This is a genomic window from Rhizobium sp. CCGE531 (assembly GCF_003627795.1).
Lineage (GTDB): Bacteria > Pseudomonadota > Alphaproteobacteria > Rhizobiales > Rhizobiaceae > Rhizobium.
On the sequence record NZ_CP032684.1, the window covers coordinates 1,737,142 to 1,755,180 of the forward strand.

18 protein-coding genes are annotated in these 18,039 nt (G+C 61.7%); 17 read left to right on the forward strand and 1 reads right to left on the reverse strand.

From position 1 onward, the window contains the following. Positions 1 to 413: 413 nt before the first annotated feature. From CCGE531_RS08570 to CCGE531_RS08640, 15 genes are all read left to right on the forward strand, one after another. Positions 414 to 1,607 (forward strand): DUF932 domain-containing protein, encoded by a 1,194-nt coding sequence (locus CCGE531_RS08570; RefSeq protein ID WP_120666639.1) that lies wholly within the window; start codon positions 414 to 416, stop codon positions 1,605 to 1,607. Positions 1,608 to 1,878: 271 nt separating this feature from the next. Continuing rightward, positions 1,879 to 2,091 carry a helix-turn-helix transcriptional regulator gene (locus CCGE531_RS08575; RefSeq protein WP_120663779.1) on the forward strand — a complete coding sequence of 71 codons (213 nt, stop codon included), beginning with the start codon at positions 1,879 to 1,881 and terminating at the stop codon, positions 2,089 to 2,091. Between the two features lie 155 nt (positions 2,092 to 2,246). After that, positions 2,247 to 2,510, forward strand: a complete 264-nt coding sequence (locus tag CCGE531_RS08580; protein ID WP_120663780.1) for a DUF2285 domain-containing protein — start codon at positions 2,247 to 2,249, stop codon at positions 2,508 to 2,510. Positions 2,511 to 2,655: 145 nt separating this feature from the next. Next, the gene (locus tag CCGE531_RS08585) at positions 2,656 to 2,874 is read left to right on the forward strand and encodes a DUF6499 domain-containing protein (RefSeq protein WP_120663781.1); all 219 of its coding nucleotides are present in this window, start codon (positions 2,656 to 2,658) and stop codon (positions 2,872 to 2,874) included. A gap of 109 nt (positions 2,875 to 2,983) precedes the next feature. Further along, entirely contained in the window at positions 2,984 to 3,451 is a 468-nt protein-coding gene (locus CCGE531_RS08590; protein WP_245459021.1) for a DUF2285 domain-containing protein, read from the forward strand. Between the two features lie 164 nt (positions 3,452 to 3,615). Further along, positions 3,616 to 3,873 carry a helix-turn-helix domain-containing protein gene (locus CCGE531_RS08595; RefSeq protein ID WP_120663782.1) on the forward strand — a complete coding sequence of 86 codons (258 nt, stop codon included), beginning with the start codon at positions 3,616 to 3,618 and terminating at the stop codon, positions 3,871 to 3,873. Between the two features lie 15 nt (positions 3,874 to 3,888). Beyond that, a complete protein-coding gene (locus tag CCGE531_RS08600) occupies positions 3,889 to 4,749 on the forward strand; it encodes a replication initiator protein A (RefSeq protein ID WP_120666643.1) in 861 nt (286 codons plus the stop codon). 295 nt (positions 4,750 to 5,044) lie between these two features. After that, positions 5,045 to 5,563: a DUF2840 domain-containing protein gene (locus CCGE531_RS08605; protein WP_120663783.1), complete on the forward strand. Its 519-nt coding sequence runs from the start codon at positions 5,045 to 5,047 to the stop codon at positions 5,561 to 5,563. After that, positions 5,560 to 6,129, forward strand: a complete 570-nt coding sequence (locus CCGE531_RS08610; protein WP_120663784.1) for a S26 family signal peptidase — start codon at positions 5,560 to 5,562, stop codon at positions 6,127 to 6,129. Before CCGE531_RS08605 ends, CCGE531_RS08610 begins: the two co-directional genes overlap by 4 nt. Positions 6,130 to 6,147: 18 nt before the next feature. Beyond that, on the forward strand, positions 6,148 to 6,474 hold the full coding sequence (locus CCGE531_RS08615) for a DUF736 domain-containing protein (protein WP_120663785.1): 327 nt from the start codon (positions 6,148 to 6,150) through the stop codon (positions 6,472 to 6,474). Beyond that, positions 6,426 to 7,478, forward strand: coding sequence for a lytic transglycosylase domain-containing protein (locus tag CCGE531_RS08620; protein WP_245459024.1), 1,053 nt, complete (start codon positions 6,426 to 6,428; stop codon positions 7,476 to 7,478). The genes CCGE531_RS08615 and CCGE531_RS08620 overlap by 49 nt, the downstream gene beginning before the upstream one ends. A 240-nt stretch (positions 7,479 to 7,718) precedes the next feature. After that, positions 7,719 to 9,461 carry a VirD2 family relaxase/mobilization nuclease gene (locus CCGE531_RS08625; RefSeq protein WP_120663787.1) on the forward strand — a complete coding sequence of 581 codons (1,743 nt, stop codon included), beginning with the start codon at positions 7,719 to 7,721 and terminating at the stop codon, positions 9,459 to 9,461. A gap of 128 nt (positions 9,462 to 9,589) precedes the next feature. Further along, positions 9,590 to 11,608 (forward strand): conjugal transfer protein TraG, encoded by a 2,019-nt coding sequence (locus CCGE531_RS08630; protein ID WP_120663788.1) that lies wholly within the window; start codon positions 9,590 to 9,592, stop codon positions 11,606 to 11,608. Position 11,609: 1 nt separating this feature from the next. Beyond that, positions 11,610 to 12,032 carry a CopG family transcriptional regulator gene (locus tag CCGE531_RS08635; protein WP_205586993.1) on the forward strand — a complete coding sequence of 141 codons (423 nt, stop codon included), beginning with the start codon at positions 11,610 to 11,612 and terminating at the stop codon, positions 12,030 to 12,032. 112 nt (positions 12,033 to 12,144) lie between these two features. Continuing rightward, positions 12,145 to 12,471 carry a hypothetical protein gene (locus tag CCGE531_RS08640; RefSeq protein WP_120663790.1) on the forward strand — a complete coding sequence of 109 codons (327 nt, stop codon included), beginning with the start codon at positions 12,145 to 12,147 and terminating at the stop codon, positions 12,469 to 12,471. A 318-nt stretch (positions 12,472 to 12,789) separates the two neighbouring features. Here the strand turns inward: CCGE531_RS08640 and CCGE531_RS08645 are convergent, their stop codons facing one another. After that, positions 12,790 to 14,202, reverse strand: a complete 1,413-nt coding sequence (locus CCGE531_RS08645) for a short-chain fatty acyl-CoA regulator family protein (RefSeq protein ID WP_120663791.1) — start codon at positions 14,200 to 14,202, stop codon at positions 12,790 to 12,792. Positions 14,203 to 14,320: 118 nt separating this feature from the next. Here CCGE531_RS08645 and CCGE531_RS08650 point away from each other — a divergent pair, with 118 nt between their 5' ends. Beyond that, positions 14,321 to 15,853 (forward strand): acyl-CoA carboxylase subunit beta, encoded by a 1,533-nt coding sequence (locus tag CCGE531_RS08650; protein ID WP_120663792.1) that lies wholly within the window; start codon positions 14,321 to 14,323, stop codon positions 15,851 to 15,853. Between the two features lie 105 nt (positions 15,854 to 15,958). After that, positions 15,959 to 17,962: an acetyl/propionyl/methylcrotonyl-CoA carboxylase subunit alpha gene (locus CCGE531_RS08655; RefSeq protein WP_120663793.1), complete on the forward strand. Its 2,004-nt coding sequence runs from the start codon at positions 15,959 to 15,961 to the stop codon at positions 17,960 to 17,962. The last annotated feature ends 77 nt before the right edge of the window (positions 17,963 to 18,039 follow it).

The window sequence follows — 18,039 nt, forward strand, 5'->3', positions numbered from 1 at the left end:
ACCTCCGGGCAGGGAAACATGGCCAAAGCCCCGATTGCGTCGCTTTCCAAGCCTCGCCCGGGCCGCTTCTAACAACAGCGCCTACACACTCCATTCTCGTTTTCCGGGCACTTCCGGTCGAGCGCAGCCCAAGCGTCCTTCGGACGCCGACAGAAAACCCACCATTTGAGTAGGGGAGCCAAGGGAGACTTTCCCCCTTGCTCCCCGCAAACGCCGCCTGCGCATGGCAGGCCCGCCGGTTCGCAGGACTGATCACAGCAATCACCACCCAATTTCTCCATCTGGTCCCGCTCACGCTGGCAGCCCGGCCGTGCTCGCCGGCATTTGCCCCCTCCATCCCCGCGCGCTCGCGCGCCCCCGGGAAGCATGTCGAGGGACATGCCTCCGGCATCCAAGGGAAAAGGAGCAAGGACATGAACATCATCAATAGCAGCCAGAACAGCCAGCAGGTCAGCGGAGGTTTTCGCGTGGACATTTCGCGCGGCGAGCGCGTCGGACGCGTCTCATCGGAATGGTTTTCGCGGCCGGACGACGAGCGTTTTCTGTCGCTGACGGAGCTTTACGACGCAGTGAAGGCGCGAGCGGATCGTGCGACGGCGCGGACCGTGGAAAGTCGTGCGGTGCGCGTCGAGGCCAGCCGCGACAACGCCGAGCGGCTTTCGCTGATCGTTCCCGGTCAGGATCAACCAATTGCACCGACACATTGGAGCTTTGGCCAGCTTTGCAGCATCGTCGGTGCACCGGCGACTTATATGCGCCAGCTTCCCGCGCCGCTAGCAGCCATCAACCTACAGCACGGCCTGCTTTCGCATCAGGCTGAACTCGTGAAAACCTATGAGGCGGATGAAGGCCGAATCGAGCTTCGGGCGGTGACGGGTCCGGATTACGGCCGCATTCATGATTGGAGATTGGTGGAAGCCGTGATGAAAATCGCGGGCGATGGCGTCGGCGATACGATGTGGAAGGTGCCGGGCGTGCTGGATTGGGCGACCATGACGCACAACCCTTTCGTTGACGTGACGAAGGACACTACCACACTCTACGCCAGCGACCGCGACGTTTTTCTGTTCTTGGTGGACGACACCCATCCAATTGAGGCCGGACGCCTGCCGAGCGGAGAGCCGGATTTGTACTTCCGGGGCTTTTATGCGTGGAACAGCGAAGTCGGCAGCAAGACCCTTGGGATTGCGAGCTTCTACCTGCGCGCCGTTTGCATGAATCGCAATTTGTGGGGCTGCGAGAATTTCGAGGAAATCACTATTCGGCATTCCAAGTTTGCGGCCCAGCGCTTTGCCCATGAGGCCGCACCCGCTTTGACGGGCTTCGCCAATTCGTCCCCCGCGCCCTTCGTTGCCGGCATCAAAGCAGCAAGGGAGCGGATCGTTGCCCGCAGCGATGAGGATCGCCAGACGTTCCTTCGCAAGCGAGGCTTCAGCAAGGCGGAGACGGGAAAGATCATCGATGCCGTGTTGCAAGAGGAAGGCCGCCCGCCGGAAAGCATCTTCGATTTCGTGCAGGGAATGACGGCGCATGCCCGCACCAAATCGCATCAGGACACGCGGCTTGATCTGGAGGTGAAGGCTAAGAGCTTGCTCGAGCGGGCGTAATGACATTGGGACCGGAAGCGGGCAAATCACGCTTCCGGTCCCCGGCCCGCCACACGTCAAGTCTGGGTATTCGAGAACCTGACGGATTCGTCCGGTACCGGGAACCCCCAATAACGGTATAGCGCCATGCCGATTTGGCGCGCGGGCTCGCCGGGCTTGCGCCCGGCTCGCGTTTTCGACCCACAAACTTTCCGAATAGACGACTGGCCACGGCGACGAATACCTAATATATTGGGTGGTAGTATATTAGGTATCCAGCGACTCCTCGCCAATGAGCCTGAGGGAGAGAGTCGCCAGAAACCTGCGTCGCGTAAGACAGGAGAAATCCATGTCGCAGGAAGAGCTTGCCCATCGTGCCCACATCAATCGCAACTATGTCGGCATGCTCGAACGCGAAGAGTTCGCGGCCTCGGTCGACATGCTCGACAAGCTCGCACTTGCGCTGGGGATCGATCCGATCGAATTCCTCCGCAACGAGGACTAATGCCCGCCAAGTTTCTTCTCCAAACCGATCAACGTCACGTCATGAGCTACCCCTAATGTGGGCTTGCTGCAACGTCATGCTTGTGAAACTCTTGACGCAGGTCGATGGGGCCAGCACCAAAACAAACCGGGCGCCCGCATGGTGAGGATCGATCCATGAGCAAGCCGCTGCGGGAAGACGGCCCGCCATTGACCGACCGGGTCAACGATTACGATGAGGCGCATTTCGCGACCTATCTGCGGCTGCTGGACGCCGATGCAGAGGGGGCAGACTGGCGCGAGGCGGTGAAGATCATCTTTGGCATCGATCCCGAGACCGATCCGGTTCGCGCAGAACGTATTTATCAAACGCATCTTGCGCGGGCACGGTGGATGACGGAAACGGGCTATCGGCACCTGCTCGATCCTCGCACGCAATAGCCTTCCGATCCCTCACGTGCCGCTACCGCGGAATGCTCGTATTGGGGGCATTTTGGGAGGTCGCTATTCCAAAATTATGGGTTGTTCCATTTTCCGCGCCAAGGATACATGACCGGCTCTCTCATGTTCGCATCCGGAAAGGGTCATGCCGATGGAACCATTAGAGGATTGGCGCTCGCCGAAGTTTGAAGAGGCGCTCGGCCGGCTGGATAGAGGCGGCATCAGCTTCGAGTTCCTGCGTCGCAATGAAGAGTATCGCGAGCATTATGACACGGCGACCGGCGACAGTTTGACGGACCAGCAAGCCGTCATTGCCGCAAGGGAGGGTCTTACCCGGCGATGGGGCGTTTTGTTTCCCTGCTGACCCTTACCAGCCTGCCACAAAGTCCAGTCCGATCTGGCTGCCGGAACTCGATCCCGCGACACTTATCATTGCGCCCGCGCCGCCGGGCTTCAACGATTGCTTGTCCATTGTGCCGCAAGATCTGCCTGCCGAACGGACCGTTCAGCGCCAGGGCTTGCATGTCCAGCTCAGCGACAGCGAAGGTGTCCATCGCCTTTGGTTTCCGGAGGGCGATGCGCCGCTCAGGGCGGCCGTTCTCATTCCGCTCGATGCGCATCTGGCAGAACGCCTCCAAAGCCTGCAGCGATGGCACCGCTGGCTATCCGGCCAGCCCTCCGGACGTTGGCCGCGCTGGCAACGCTTCTCGCCCTATCGCATCCACCGCTTCAGCCTGATGCTGCGAGCCTGGGATGGGGTCAATAAGGGCGTCTCCCGACAGGAAGTGGCAGGCGTGCTCTTGAACCCGGCGCTCAGGAAACTGCGCTCCATCGACTGGAAAAATTCGCCGGAGCGCCGCCGGCTTCACCGTCTGCTCAAGACTGCGCAGGACCTGATCAAGGACGGTTATCGCCGTCTAATCAAGCCGGACTCCGAGTAGACAAAACCATCCCGCACAAAAAGCCTCTGCAGCATGCCACCTCGTCTTCGCGAGGGGGACACTCGCAGGACGCCGCTCTTTTTGTCACTCCGCCTTGCCCGCCAATCTTCGCCATCGTCGCAACCGATCCGCCCCTTCCGCGGCGGCTGAGACGGAGGCCTCCGATGCAGCAGAAAACCGATCCCGATTGGCCGCGCTTCGTGCGCACCCCCGAGGCTGCGCGGCTGCTCGATCTTTCTCCCCGGACGCTGGAAAAGCACCGCTGCGAAGGAACGGGCCCGGTCTATCGCAAGCTCGGTGGCCGCGTCGTCTACTCCGTCGCCGACCTTGAAGCCTGGGTGAGGGCATCTGCGCGCCAGTCCACCTCCGAGCGGGCAACGGCGCTGCCGATCGGCGGCCAAGCCGCCGGCGCGGCGCGCTGACCGGTGCTGCTGCCGATGTCGACGCACAGGACATATCAGGGACAGCAGCTTGAACTGTTCCAGGCGCGCGGCGGCGGTATCGCCGCCCGTGACGCGCAGGACCTGATGTCCTGGCCCTTCTTTTCACTCGCCAAATCCCGCCGCGTGAGGCCGATCGACTTCCGCATGGGCGACGTCTGGATCCGCGTCGAGGCCACCGCCGAATACGGCATGGCGACCATCTGGGACGCAGATATTCTGATCTGGGCTGCGTCGCAGGTCGTCGAGGCGCGCGACAAGGGTTTGCGCACCTCGCGCTTCATGTCGGCCACCCCTTATGAAATCCTTTCCTTCATCAATCGCGACGACTCCGCGCGCAGCTACGAACGGCTGAAAGCCGCGCTTGACCGGCTGCAATCCACGACGGTCGTGACGTCGATCCGCCAGCCGTCCGAACGGCGGCGCCACCGCTTCTCCTGGATCGCCGAATGGAAGGAGCGGCTGGATGCCAACGGCCGGCCGCTCGGCATCGAGCTCATTCTCGCCGACTGGTTCTACGCCGGCGTCCTCGACAACGCCCTGATCCTCACCATCGACGAAGCCTATTTCAATCTGACAGGCGGCCTCGAGCGCTGGCTTTACCGCCTCGTGCGCAAGCATGGCGGCCGCCAGAGATGGGGCTGGAGCTTCGATCTCGAGCACCTGCATCTCAAGTCCGGCAGCCTTTCACCACTCCGTCGCTTCCGCTTCGAGATCAGGGCCATCGTCGGCCGCCAGCCGCTTCCGAACTACCGGTTGGCGCTTTCGATCGATCCGGACGGGCGCGAGCGGCTGACCTTCCGACCGGCGCGCCCCGAACACCCCGCGGCCCGCAAAACTGTGGGAGCCATGTCATGAGCGGATTTCTGTCGATCCGTGGAACCGGCCGCTGTGGACAGGCTGTGGATGCGCCCGTGCTATCGGGAACGCTCGAACCCGTGCCATCCGGAACGCCATCCCCGTGCTATCGGGAACGCAAACAGGTCGTAACCCATTGGCGTTCCAAGCCGAAATCGGCCCCCTCTAACTTCCCTAACATAGAATCCTTCGGATTCTTCCTAACGCACTCCGGCAAATCGCTGACTGTGGACGATACCGCCGCGGGCCGTTTCGATCCTGCGCGCCTTCCATTCCGCACTGTCGGAGGCGCGCGATGACCGGACATTCGACGCCCGAAAGCTTTGCCGTCGGCACAACGCGGGTCGAGCTGACCTGGCGCGAGAAGCGTATCGAGCACTGGATCCGCTTTGGCGCCATTGCCGAGGACCAGCGGCTTGACCGTCATCGCCGCATCGTCGGTTTTGCGCCCGGCAGCGTATTCGCCTTCGTCCGCTGGGCGGCGAACCAATACGGCACGATTATTTCGCGCATCGACATCGTACGCGCCGTCGGCGCCGGCGAGCCGTACCAGACGCTGCCGTTCGTCCGTCCCGGCGGCGAAATCCTGCTCAGGCTCCATGGCTGGCCAAAGGTCGAAACGGTGCTCAAGGCCATCGATGCGATCGAGCGGCTCGGGATCGTCCCGGCCGACGTCGCGCCGGACCACTGGCGGCATATCCACAATCGTCTGAGCGTCAACGAGCCGTTCCGTGCCTATGCGCTCGACCAACACCGCGCGTGGCTGAAGCGCGCTGCGATCGGCGAACCGCCTACACAAGGAGAGCATCGATGACACGCTTTGCCTGGGTCATTGCGACCTATGTCTCGGCTCTTGGCGCGACCGCCTCGATCTTCATCCATCCGCAAAAGAAGCTGATCTGGAATGCATCTGCGAGCGCTCCGATCGGGCTTTATCGCATCGAGCCGGGGAACGATGTCGATGTCACCGATCTCGTCGCGGTCATGCCGCCGGACGACGTCGCCCGCTTCATGGACGAACGCCGATATTTGCCAAAGGGCCTGCCGCTCTTGAAGCGTGTCCTGGCGCTCTCCGGCACCAGAGTTTGCCGCCAGGGTAATGCGATCTCCGCCTATGACATGGTCTATGGCGCCGCCCTCGAGCGCGACACACGCGGGCGTCCTCTGCCGGTCTGGCAGGGCTGCATCACGATCGGCAAGGACCAGGCCTTCTTGATGAACTGGGACAGCCCCGACAGCTTCGACAGCCGGTATTTCGGGGCGCTCCCTCTCACCTCCGTCGTCGGCCGGGCGATTCCGGTCTGGACGACCGGCGATCCTGATCCGGCGGCGGACACATCCCGCCAGCCTCTCACGAGCCCTGAGAGCTCATTTCACTAACGAAGAAAGGTAGTGCCCATGTCACAGATTGGAACATTCACCCGCAATGCCGACGGCTTTTTCGGCCGCATACGCACGCTGACACTCGACGTCGAAGTGACCATCCTGCTGATCGAAGAAGCCGAGGTCGAGAACGCACCGAACCACCGGGTCTTCGCCAGCGGATTGGAAGTGGGCGCGGCCTGGGACCGCACTGGCGAGCGCGCCGGCGCCTACCTCTCGGTCGCGATCGACGATCCGTCCTTCGTCGAGCCGATCCGCGCTCGGCTGTTCGAGTCCGACACTAAGAAGGATTCATGGAACCTGCACTGGACGCGCAAGTCGAAGCGCGACGAGCAGGCGTGATCATGCGCGACAATCGTTCTCATGCATCGTCCGGCCCAATCCCCTTGATCGATCGGGCGCCGGTCAATCCCCTCGACCCGATCGCCTTTCGCCGCGCCATCGCGCGCAGCGAAGGTCCAGGGCGGCGGCGGATTTTCCGGGCGGCAGACATGTCCGGCCGCGTTGCCCGTCCGGAAAATCTCAGCCGACGGCGAAGCCTTGCCCTTGACCGCAGTGAGCACGATGGCAGGCTTTCGGCGGTTCGGGACGGCGGTGCATGCGCTGCCATTTCTGCCACCGTCGCGCGGCTCGTCGCCGGTCTTTTGGTCGCTGTACTGCCGAGCGCGGTGCTCGCCGATCCGCCGGCACAGCACCGGATGCTCGCTCGGGCGACGATCGGACAGTCGGATCCGTGGGCGGCCTATGTCAGCGAAGCCGCCAAACGTTTTGCCATTCCCGAGCGCTGGATCCGCGCGGTCATGCAGATCGAGAGCGCCGGCGACCGGCGCGCCGTGTCGCTGAAAGGAGCGATGGGGCTGATGCAGATCATGCCGGCGACCTGGGAGGAACTGCGCGTCCGATATCGGCTCGGCAACGATCCCTTCGACGCACGCGACAACATCCTTGCGGGCGCTGCCTATCTTGCCGAACTGCATGATCTCTATGGTTCGCCCGGTTTTCTCGCCGCCTACAATGCCGGTCCGCGTCGCTACGAACGCCACCTGGTCACCGGCAATCCGTTGCCTGCTGAAACCGTCGATTATCTCGCGAAGATCGTGCCATTGATCGACACAAAAGCCGCCATAGTCGTGCAGAGCGCTGACCGTTCACCGCATTTCAAATGGGCGAAATCATCGCTGTTTTTCGCGCGCACTGCAGTCGAAACTGGCGACGCCTTGCCAGCGGAGGATAAGCCTTCAGACCGATCATTTGACCGCCGTCGAGTCGTTGATTTGTCGGCGCTTGCGGCATCCTCAGACGGCCTGTTCATCCGCCGCGATCAAGTGAGGGAGCCGCAGCAATGAATGGCGTATTGCATCGTGTTGTGGGTTGGCGAGGCGTAGCTGTTGCGAGCGACGGGGGAGGCGGGGCGGTAACGACCGAAGGAAGGCAAGATAAAAGCCGCACATCGCGGCTGGGACGGTCGGTTGATTTGATTGGCCTTTTCCGGCTTTTCCGCACCTCGCGGGCCACATGCGCGATGTGCGCACTCTCAAATCATACAGTGATTTCAACGAAAACTGCACATCGTGGCGGCAAACCGCATGAACCGTGACGATGATTTCCGCATCCGGCCAGGGCGCATCCGCTCCAGCAAGGCTGGGCGCGCTCGGCCATTCATCGCCCAGGCGCTCGCCGCAGCTCAGAAGGCCGGCGGGCGCGTCTCGCGGTCCGGCAAGGTGACCTCCGGCCGTGGCCGCAGTCCGAGCTTCGCACGTGGCCGCGTGGCGAGCGTACGCGCCAATCGCCTGATCACCAGTCGCTCGCGGCATTGCGCAGTCAAGGCGCGTTTCGTGCGCAACAAGGGAGCGCGCGGGCCGCTCGCCCGGCACCTGAACTATCTGCGCCGCGATGGTGTCACCCGTGATGGCGAGAAGGCGCGGATGTTCGGCCCCGAGACCGACAACGCCGACGCCAACGACTTCGCCGATCGCTGCAAGGAAGATCGTCATCATTTCCGGTTCATCGTCTCGCCGGAAGACGCAGTCGACATGGAGGACCTGAAGCGCTTTACGCGCGAGCTGATGCAGCAAGCCGAACAGGATCTCGGCACCAGGCTCGACTGGATCGGCGTCAATCACTGGAACACCGACAATCCGCATGTGCATGTCCTTCTGCGCGGCCGCGCCGATAACGGGCAGGATCTCGTCATCGACCGTGACTATATCAAGAGCGGCTTGCGCGACCGGGCGCAGGATCTCGTGACACAGGAACTTGGCCCTCGCACCGATCTCGACATCAGCCGTTCGCTTGAGCGCCAGATCGAGACCGATCGCTGGACGGCGCTCGATCGGCAGATCGCCGCCGACGCCGGACCGAACGGCGTCATTGATATGGCGCCGCTCCCCGATCAGCAGCCAGACGCCTATCTCGTCCAGAAGGTCGGCCGTTTGCGATATCTGGAGCGGCTTGGCCTCGCCCAATCCGTCGGAGGCGGCCAGTGGGTGTTGGGGGACGACGCGGAAGCGACATTGCGTGAGCTTGGCCTACGTGGCGACATCATCAAGCGCATGCATCAGGCGCTCACAGAGCAGGGGATCGAGCGCGGTGCGGCGGATTATGTGCTTTCCGGCGAGGCGCAGGAGCGGCCGCTTACCGGCCGGCTGGTTGAGCGCGGCCTCGACGACGAACTGCACGGCACGGCGTTTGCGGTGGTCGATGGCACGGATGGCCGTACGCACCACATCCGGTTTGCCGATCTCGACGCGGCAGGTGATGGCTCGCCGAGCTCGATCGTTGAACTGCGCGCCTTTGAGGATGCGAAAGGCGCTCGGCGTGTCGCGCTCGCCGTTCGTTCCGATCTCTCGCTCGAAGCGCAGATCAAGGCCGATGGCGCGACCTGGCTCGACCGCCAGCTGATTGCCCGCGACCCGGTCGAGCTCGGCGGCGGTTTCGGGGTCGATGTCCGCCAGGCGATGGAAGCCCGAACGCAACATCTGATCGGGGAGGGGTTGGCGCGGCGCGAGGGCGAGCACATCGTCTTCGGCCGTAACCTTATTGGCACGCTGCGTCAGCGCGAACTCGATGCGCTCGGTGAGAAGCTATCGCGTGAGAGGAACATGCGGTCCCAGCCGTCCGCCCCTGGCGACTATGTCTCGGGCACGTATCGGCAGCGTTTCGCGCTCGCGTCCGGCCGCTTCGCCATGGTGGACGATGGCCTCGGCTTCAAGCTCGTGCCGTGGACGCCATCGATCGAAAAACATATCGGCCAACACGTCTCCGGTGTTGCCCGCGCGGACGGCGGCGTCGACTGGAGTTTTGGGCGTAAGCGCGGCCTTGGTCTCTGAGCCGCAAGCAGCAAGTATTTTTGCGATAGCTTGCGCCGGCTTTCGATGCCCGGTTTCGCGCGCGTTGCAACGCGTGTGGCAATCGGCTTTCCTGTCGGACCACTTCGACCGCGAAAGGGACAAACCACTTGCCGGCTACGCGCGTTCTCTGGAGCCAGATCATTGTCGTGCTTCTCATCGTGCTGATCACGATCTGGGCTGCGACGCAGTGGACCGCGTGGCGGCTCGGATTTCAGCCGCGGCTTGGTTCGCCCTGGTTCGAGTTGGCAGGTCTGCCGTTCTATCCCCCGCCGGCTCTCTTCTGGTGGTGGTATTTCTATGACGCCTATGCGCCGCATGTCTTCCTCGAAGGCGGCGCCATTGCCGCATCTGGTGGCCTGATCGCGGTCGCTGCCGCAATCGCCATGTCGATCTGGCGCGCGCGGGAAGCCAAGGAGGTTCACACCTACGGGTCCGCCCGCTGGGCCGAGCGCAATGAAATCGAAAGGGCAGGGCTCTTGGGCAATGACGGCGTCGTTCTCGGTCGCTATGACGACGCCTATCTGCGCCACGACGGCGCTGAACATGTTCTCTGCTTTGCCCCGACCCGATCAGGCAAGGGCGTCGGCTTGGTCGTGCCGACGCTCCTGACTTGGCCGGGGTCGGCGATTGTCCACGATATCAAGGGCGAGAACTGGGAACTCACCGCAGGCTTCCGCGCGCGGCATGGCAGGGTCCTGCTCTTCGATCCGACCAATCCAAACTCGGCCGCCTACAATCCGCTACTGGAAGTTCGCAAAGGCGAATGGGAGGTGAGGGACGTCCAGAACGTCGCCGACGTTTTGGTCGATCCGGAAGGCTCGCTCGAGAAGCGGAACCACTGGGAGAAGACGTCTCATTCGCTGCTGGTCGGCGCGATCCTGCACGTGCTCTATGCCGAGAAGGACAAGACGCTCGCCGGTGTCGCGGCCTTTCTCTCCGACCCCCGCCGGCCGATCGAGTCGACGTTGGCAGCAATGATGACGACGCAGCATCTGGGGGAGAATGGTCCACACCCGGTGATCGCCAGTGCGGCGCGTGAACTCCTCAACAAGTCCGACAATGAGCGCTCCGGTGTGCTGTCCACGGCCATGTCGTTCCTCGGTCTCTATCGCGATCCGGTGGTCGCCACCGTTACCCGCCGCTGCGACTGGCGGATTACCGACATTGTCGGGGGCGAACAGCCGGCAACGCTCTATCTGGTCGTTCCGCCGTCCGATATCTCACGCACTAAACCGCTCGTCCGTCTCGTCCTCAACCAGATCGGTCGACGGCTGACGGAAGATCTTCACGCGCGAGAAAGTCGGCATCGCATGCTGATGATGCTCGATGAGTTTCCAGCACTCGGCCGCCTCGATTTCTTCGAAAGCGCGCTCGCCTTCATGGCAGGCTACGGCATCAAGGCGTTTTTGATCGCACAGAGCCTCAATCAGATCGAGAAGGCCTACGGCCCGAACAATTCCGTTCTCGACAACTGCCATGTGCGGGTGAGCTTTGCCACCAATGACGAGCGCACCGCCAAGCGCGTGTCCGACTCGCTTGGCACCGCGACCGAGATGCGCGCCATGCAGAATTATGCCGGCCATCGGCTGGCGCCATGGCTCTCGCATCTGATGGTCTCGCGATCGGAGACGGCGCGCCCGCTGTTGACTCCCGGGGAAGTGATGCAGCTTCCGCCGGACGACGAGATCGTCATGGTGGCTGGTATCCCACCGATCCGGACGAGGAAGGCGCGATATTATGAGGATGCTCGGTTGAAGGAGCGTGTCATATCCGCTCCCCCGAGCGACACGGGCATCGAGAACCCACTGGCGAGGGACGACTGGTCAGACTTAGTCGCACTGACAGGAAAACCCCTAACCGACGATAGCGCTGCTGGCGCTAAAGCCGTGCATCCCAAATACGGAGACGGAAGCGAGGATGAGGCGAATGCCGGCCTCCGCCGGGAGCCAGGGCTGGAGGCGCATAAGGATATAGCACCCGAAGCGACAACGTCATCAGTCAACGAGTTTCATCTGGATCGCGACGAGCCCGAGGGGGATGCGATCTCCGCGCGGATGCTCGCGCGCCGTATGCGCCAAGTCGCACGCCAAGCCTCCATGGATCCGCATGACGGGGTGGAGCTTTGATATGGCTGTAACCGCCGAAAGAAAACAGCGCCTGTCGGTATACCTGGATCCGGACTTGAAGCGGCGACTCGCCGACTTCGCCGATCGGCGGGAGCAATCGGCTTCGTTGATTGCGGAAGCCGCCATTGCGTCCTTCCTCTCGCCGGATGCGGATGAGCGCAGGGAAGCCGTCGTCGTCAAGCGTCTTGATCGCATTGACCGTAACCTTAGGTGCTTGGAACGGGATTTGGAAATAGCCAGCGAGACCTTGGCGCTGTTCATCCGGTTCTGGTTGAACGCGACAGTCCCCCTGCCTGACGAGGTCCAAGCGGAAGCTCGCGCGAAAGGGGCGCAAAGATACGATCAATTTGTTCAAGCCCTCGGACGCCGGTTGACGCAAGGCCAGAAGCCGCTTCACCGCGAGGTCTCCCAGGAGATCGATTAAGCTGAGCACGCCAGCATGGAAACTACGTTTCGCGCATTATCTCGCCACGCAACCACCATCGGCGAAAACCTGCCAACACGATTGGCTGCCGGTCGGTCCCAGGAGCGCACCTGTGCCTGAGTTCGAGAGGGTGAACGAGGCGTCGGATTGGCCGATCACCTTGAACGAGTACAAGGCGCTCTTGCTGGCGTTGACCCAAGACGATGTACCGGTCGAAAAGATCAGGCCAATCCAGATCCTGACCGGCCGAAGCCCGCGCCTCATCCACAACCGCTACAAGGAGTTGCGCCGTCGTGGCGTGCCAAAGCTCCGGGCTGCGGTTGCTGCCGGTTCGCCGTCGGGATTCTGGCACATGTCAGGACACCCGGCGGTCCAACAGACCCTGCGCAACCACCACTTCGAGTCGCTCGGTCTCCCCCGTCTCTATGTCTCTGTCTAAGCTTAATCCGGTCGAACAGCCGCGGTACGTGATCCGTATGCCCAGGGGTGTGGGAGGGGCGGCGCCGCGAGGCGTACCCTTATCCCGATCCCCGGCCCCATTCCAGCCAAGTCAAATTCTTGGCTCGCCTAACAAATCTGTTGCCCACAGGGTCGTTGGTTGTGATCCCTGTCAAGGTGACGGACATTGGTTCTTCATGGATGCAGGACCTTTCGGTGTTTCGGTGTGCCAGCCGCTTTACACTTAGACCAATGATGAACGCCACTCGGCCACCTGTCTTAAACCCGACGCGCCCGATGAAATGAACCGAACGAAGCATCAGCCGATGCGGTAGGGCAGGCGGCCCCGCTTATGGTGTTCGATGACCAACTGGCTCTTATAAGGTGGAACAGCGCGGGCGGCGCAGTCGGTGCGCTCGCAGATGCGGCATGAAATGCCGATGGGGTCAAACGCAGCGCGATTGCGTATTTCCATGTTGTCAGCGTAGACGAAATGATCCGCGTAGGAAATCTCACAGCCGAGTGCGAGCGCATAGTGTTGGCGGGGCGCCTGAAATCCGTGGCCACCCTTGGTGATTTGGGTTGCGACACAAAGGTATTGTGCCCCGTCAGGGGTCTCGGCAAGCTGGCGGATGATTTGTCCGGGTGCTTCGAAGGCCCGATGCGCGTTCCAGAGCGGGCAAGCCGCGCCAAAACGGGCGAATTGAAGTTTCGCCGCGCTGTGCCGCTTGGTGATGTTGCCGGCCCGATCAATGCGAGCAAAAAAGATTGGAATTCCCTTGTCACCCGGGCGCTGCAACGTTGATAGCCTGTGGCACACCTGCTCAAGACTGGCGCCGAATTTTACTGACAGCAAGTCGAGATCGTGACGCACTTCACGTGCGGCTTGCTTGAATCGACGATAGGGCAGAATAAGCGCGCCGGCGAAATAATTGTGAAGGCCAATTCTGCATATTTCGGTCGCCTGACCCGTGCGAAAGTTGGCAGCGGCCAAAAGCCGGTCGATCCCTGGCCCCGCCGCGAGCTGCGCGATCTGCAGGGCAATCTGGAAATCCCGCGTTGGCTGAGTGAGATATGGGCTGAGCGTCAACACGCGCCGTGCTTCGTCAAAGCTTCGGATCAGATCTTCGTTATCAGCTGTGCGGCTGATGTGAACTTTAAACGCGTTTTCGAGGTGAGAGGATAAAACGGTATAGGAGTCCTGCTCGCCAATGCCGATTTCGGCGGCGAGCTTTTCCGCCATCATATCGATTTCATGGATATAATTATCCATGAAATGAAAGTAGTCGCGGACCTCTTCATATGGCGTCTGCTCGACGGCCGCCGTTACGCGGCCGAGGGTGTCGTCGATGCTCGCCAGGCGCTCGGAATTGTGTCGGTAGGCTTGGTGCGCGGCAATCAGCGCGTGGGCAATCCCCGGTGCGTTTTGCGCGACAAGCTTCAATTCCTGCAGGTTTGCCCCATAAGCGCTGAACAGCGGATCTGTGAGCGCCTCGGCTAATGCTGAGAGCAATCGGTCATTTTCCCCGCCGGACAGGTCGGAAAGATCGATCTTGAACTTGTCCGCCAAGGCGAGCAGCACCGCAGCGGAGACGGGCCTCTGGTTGCTCTCGATCTGATTGAGATAGCTGACCGAAATGCCGAGCCGCTCGGCAAACTGCACCTGGGTCGCGTCGTTGGAAATGCGCAATTCGCGCACCCTTCGACCAATATAGAGTTTTCCTGCCGCCATTTCACAATTTCACAAAAAGCAAGTCAAGTTTTTGTGGTTTGCACATGTTCACACCTTCCGCGGTTTTGCAAGTGAACATCTCACGGTAAATGCGTGAGGAGGATCAAGGGGCGAGACAATGCGCGAAATACTGGATCAACTCGAAATACGCCGACAGGCGGCCCGGCTCGGGGGTGGGGAAACTCGAATTGCGAGCCAGCATTCGAAGGGCAAGCTGACGGCGCGGGAACGTCTCGATGTGCTCCTCGATGAGGGGTCGTTCGAGGAATACGACATGTACGTCACCCACCGCACCACCGATTTCGGCATGGCCGACAACAAGGTACCCGGCGATGGCGTCGTGACCGGCTGGGGCACGATCAATGGCCGGCTGGTTTACGTGTTCTCGCAGGATTTCACCGTCCTTGGCGGATCGCTATCCGAGACGCACGCGCAGAAGATGTGCAAGATCATGGATATGGCGGCCCGCAACGGCGCGCCGGTGATCGGCCTCAACGATTCCGGCGGCGCCCGCATCCAGGAAGGTGTCGCCTCGCTCGCCGGCTATGCCGAAGTCTTCCGCCGCAATGCCGAGGTCTCCGGCGTCATCCCGCAGATCTCGGTGATCATGGGACCGTGCGCCGGCGGCGCCGTCTATTCGCCCGCAATGACCGACTTTACTTTCATGGTGCGGGATTCGTCCTACATGTTCGTCACCGGTCCTGATGTGGTCAAGACGGTCACCAACGAGATCGTCACCGCCGAAGACCTCGGCGGCGCCAAGACCCACACGACCAAATCCTCGGTCGCCGACGGCGCTTTCGACAATGATATCGAGGCGCTGCTTCGTATCCGCGACTTGTTCGACTACCTGCCGCTCAACAATCGCGACAAGCCGCCCGTCCGACCGTTCTTCGACGACCCGGCAAGGCTGGAGGTGCGCCTCGACAGCTTGATCCCCGATAGCGCCAACAAGCCCTACGACATGCGCGAGTTGATACTGGCGATCGCCGACGAAGGCGATTTCTACGAGATCTCGGAAGGTTTTGCCCGCAACATCCTCACCGGCTTCATCCGCATCGAGGGAGAGACGGTCGGGGTCGTCGCCAACCAGCCGATGGTGCTGGCCGGCTGCCTCGACATCGATTCCTCGCGCAAGGGCGCAAAGTTCGTGCGCTTCTGCGATGCTTTCAACATCCCGATCCTGACGCTGGTCGACGTCCCCGGCTTTCTGCCCGGTACAGCGCAGGAATATAACGGCATCATCAAGCATGGCGCCAAGCTGCTCTTCGCCTATTCGCAAGCCACGGTGCCGATGGTGACGCTGATCACCCGCAAGGCCTATGGCGGCGCCTATGACGTCATGGCCTCGAAACATATCGGCGCCGACGTCAACTACGCCTGGCCGACCGCCGAGATTGCCGTCATGGGCGCCAAAGGCGCCGCGGAAATCCTCTACCGGTCCGAACTCAAGGACGCCGAGAAGATCGCCGCCCGCACCAGGGAGTATGAGGATCGCTTCGCCAACCCGTTCGTGGCCGCCGAACGTGGCTTCATCGACGAGGTGATCATGCCGCATTCCTCGCGCAAACGTATCGCCCGTGCCTTCGCCATGCTGCGCTCGAAGAAGCAGGAAAGCCACTGGCGCAAACACGACACGATACCGCTGTGAGGATGCCGTGCGTCGTCAACGTGCCGGAGAGCCTCAATCGCGCTCGCCTCAAATGGAAGCACAATGAAGCTTCACAGACTTTCCTGATTGAAGATTAGGCCAAAAATGATCACGAAAATCCTGATTGCCAACCGAGGCGAGATCGCCTGTCGCGTTATCCGCACGGCCCGCGCCCTGGGCATCAAGACGGTCGCCGTCTATTCAGACGCCGACCGCGAGGCCATGCATGTGAAGCTTGCCGACGAGGCGGTGCATATCGGTGCTGCCCCCTCGGCCCAATCCTATCTGGTGATTGACAGGATCATCGAGGCGGTCAAGGAAACCGGGGCGGATGCCGTGCATCCAGGCTATGGCTTCCTCTCGGAAAATCGCAACTTTGCCGAACGGTTGAAGCAGGAAGGCGTTACCTTCATCGGTCCGCCGGTCGGCGCTATCGAGGCGATGGGTGACAAGATCACCTCGAAGAAGATTGCAGCCGAAGCGGGTGTCTCCACCGTGCCGGGCTACATGGGCCTGATCGCCGATGCCGAACGGGCTGTGAAGATTTCAGCCGAGATCGGCTATCCCGTGATGATCAAGGCGTCTGCGGGCGGCGGCGGTAAGGGCATGCGCATTGCATGGAGCGATCAGGAGGCCCGCGAGGGCTTTTCCGCCTCCAAGAACGAGGCGAAGAGCTCCTTCGGCGACGATCGCATCTTCATCGAAAAATTCGTCGACCAGCCGCGCCATATCGAAATCCAGGTTCTGGGCGACCAGCATGGCAACGTGATCTATTTGGGAGAGCGCGAGTGCTCGATCCAGCGCCGCAACCAGAAGGTCATCGAGGAGGCACCGTCGTCCTTCCTCGACGAAGCGACCCGAAGGGCCATGGGCGAACAGGCGGTGCAGCTTGCCAAGGCCGTCGGTTATTTCTCCGCCGGCACGGTGGAGTTCATCGTTGACGGCAGAAGGAATTTTTATTTCCTCGAAATGAACACCCGCCTGCAGGTTGAGCATCCGGTCACCGAGCTCATCACCGACATCGATTTGGTCGAGCAGATGATCCGCGTCGCCAATGGCGAGGTGCTGTCGATCCGGCAGGAGGACGTCGTCCTTAACGGCTGGGCGATGGAAAGCCGCCTTTATGCAGAGGATCCCTATCGCGGCTTTCTGCCGTCGATCGGCCGGCTGACCCGCTACCGCCCACCGGCGGAGGGCCACCAGCCGGACGGCACTATCGTCCGCAACGATACCGGCGTTTGCGAGGGAGGCGAGATCTCGATGTATTACGATCCGATGATCGCAAAGCTCTGCACCTGGGCCCTGGGCCGCAGTCAAGCGATCGACGCAATGGCAACGGCGCTCGATCGGTTCGAGGTCGAGGGGATCTGCCACAACCTCCCCTTCCTATCGGCCGTCATGGCCCATCCGCGCTTCCAGTCCGGCAACATTACCACGGCCTTCATCGGCGAGGAGTGGCCGGACGGTTTTGCAGGCGTTTCACCGAACAACGATCAGGCGCGACTGCTCGCCTCCGTTGCTACCTATGTTCACTTGGTCGAAGAAAACCGCCGCACCAAAATCTCCGGAACGCTCGCCAATCACACCCGAAAGCTCGGCGAGGACTTCGTCGCCGTCGGTGGCGATCAGTCCTGGCCGCAGAGGGTGGCCGATGAAGGCCGCGTCATCAACATCGCCTATGGCGACGGCATCAACCACACGGTCGAAAGCGACTGGCAACCGGGCGCGACTCTCTCCGCCTTTGTGATCAACGGCCAGCGGCTCAGCATAAAAGTAGCGCGCGTTAGCACCGGCTGGCGCTTGCGCTTCGGTGGTGTGGACATGGTCCACCACGTGATGACGCCGCGCATTTTCGAACTCGCGCAGTATATGCCGGTGAAGCAACCGGCCGATACGTCAAAGCAACTTCTTTGCCCGATGCCGGGCGTCATCACCCAGGTGCTGGTCAGCGAAGGGGATACGGTCGAAGCCGGTCAGCCGCTTGCCACCGTCGAGGCAATGAAGATGGAGAACATGCTGAAGGCGGAGAGGAAATCCAAGGTGAAGGCTATCAAGGCCGAAGTGGGCAAAAGCCTCGCGGTCGACGAAGTGATCATGGAGTTCGAGTGACACCGGCACACGTTGTCGAGCAACTACACAGATCCTGCCGTCGACGGACTGGGACCCGCCAACTTCGAAAGGGAGAC

Excerpts from the sequence above, each read along its gene's own strand:
- CCGE531_RS08600 (WP_120666643.1), top strand. The coding sequence starts at position 3,889 with ATGTCGACGCACAGGACATATCAGGGACAGCAGCTTGAACTGTTCCAG.
- CCGE531_RS08635 (WP_205586993.1), top strand. The coding sequence starts at position 11,610 with ATGGCTGTAACCGCCGAAAGAAAACAGCGCCTGTCGGTATACCTGGAT.
- CCGE531_RS08610 (WP_120663784.1), top strand. The coding sequence starts at position 5,560 with ATGACACGCTTTGCCTGGGTCATTGCGACCTATGTCTCGGCTCTTGGC.
- CCGE531_RS08650 (WP_120663792.1), top strand. The coding sequence starts at position 14,321 with ATGCGCGAAATACTGGATCAACTCGAAATACGCCGACAGGCGGCCCGG.
- CCGE531_RS08595 (WP_120663782.1), top strand. The coding sequence starts at position 3,616 with ATGCAGCAGAAAACCGATCCCGATTGGCCGCGCTTCGTGCGCACCCCC.
- CCGE531_RS08605 (WP_120663783.1), top strand. The coding sequence starts at position 5,045 with ATGACCGGACATTCGACGCCCGAAAGCTTTGCCGTCGGCACAACGCGG.
- CCGE531_RS08615 (WP_120663785.1), top strand. The coding sequence starts at position 6,148 with ATGTCACAGATTGGAACATTCACCCGCAATGCCGACGGCTTTTTCGGC.
- CCGE531_RS08655 (WP_120663793.1), top strand. The coding sequence starts at position 15,959 with ATGATCACGAAAATCCTGATTGCCAACCGAGGCGAGATCGCCTGTCGC.
- CCGE531_RS08575 (WP_120663779.1), top strand. The coding sequence starts at position 1,879 with ATGAGCCTGAGGGAGAGAGTCGCCAGAAACCTGCGTCGCGTAAGACAG.
- CCGE531_RS08585 (WP_120663781.1), top strand. The coding sequence starts at position 2,656 with ATGCCGATGGAACCATTAGAGGATTGGCGCTCGCCGAAGTTTGAAGAG.
- CCGE531_RS08625 (WP_120663787.1), top strand. The coding sequence starts at position 7,719 with ATGAACCGTGACGATGATTTCCGCATCCGGCCAGGGCGCATCCGCTCC.
- CCGE531_RS08620 (WP_245459024.1), top strand. The coding sequence starts at position 6,426 with ATGGAACCTGCACTGGACGCGCAAGTCGAAGCGCGACGAGCAGGCGTG.
- CCGE531_RS08570 (WP_120666639.1), top strand. The coding sequence starts at position 414 with ATGAACATCATCAATAGCAGCCAGAACAGCCAGCAGGTCAGCGGAGGT.
- CCGE531_RS08645 (WP_120663791.1), bottom strand. The coding sequence starts at position 14,202 with ATGGCGGCAGGAAAACTCTATATTGGTCGAAGGGTGCGCGAATTGCGC.
- CCGE531_RS08580 (WP_120663780.1), top strand. The coding sequence starts at position 2,247 with ATGAGCAAGCCGCTGCGGGAAGACGGCCCGCCATTGACCGACCGGGTC.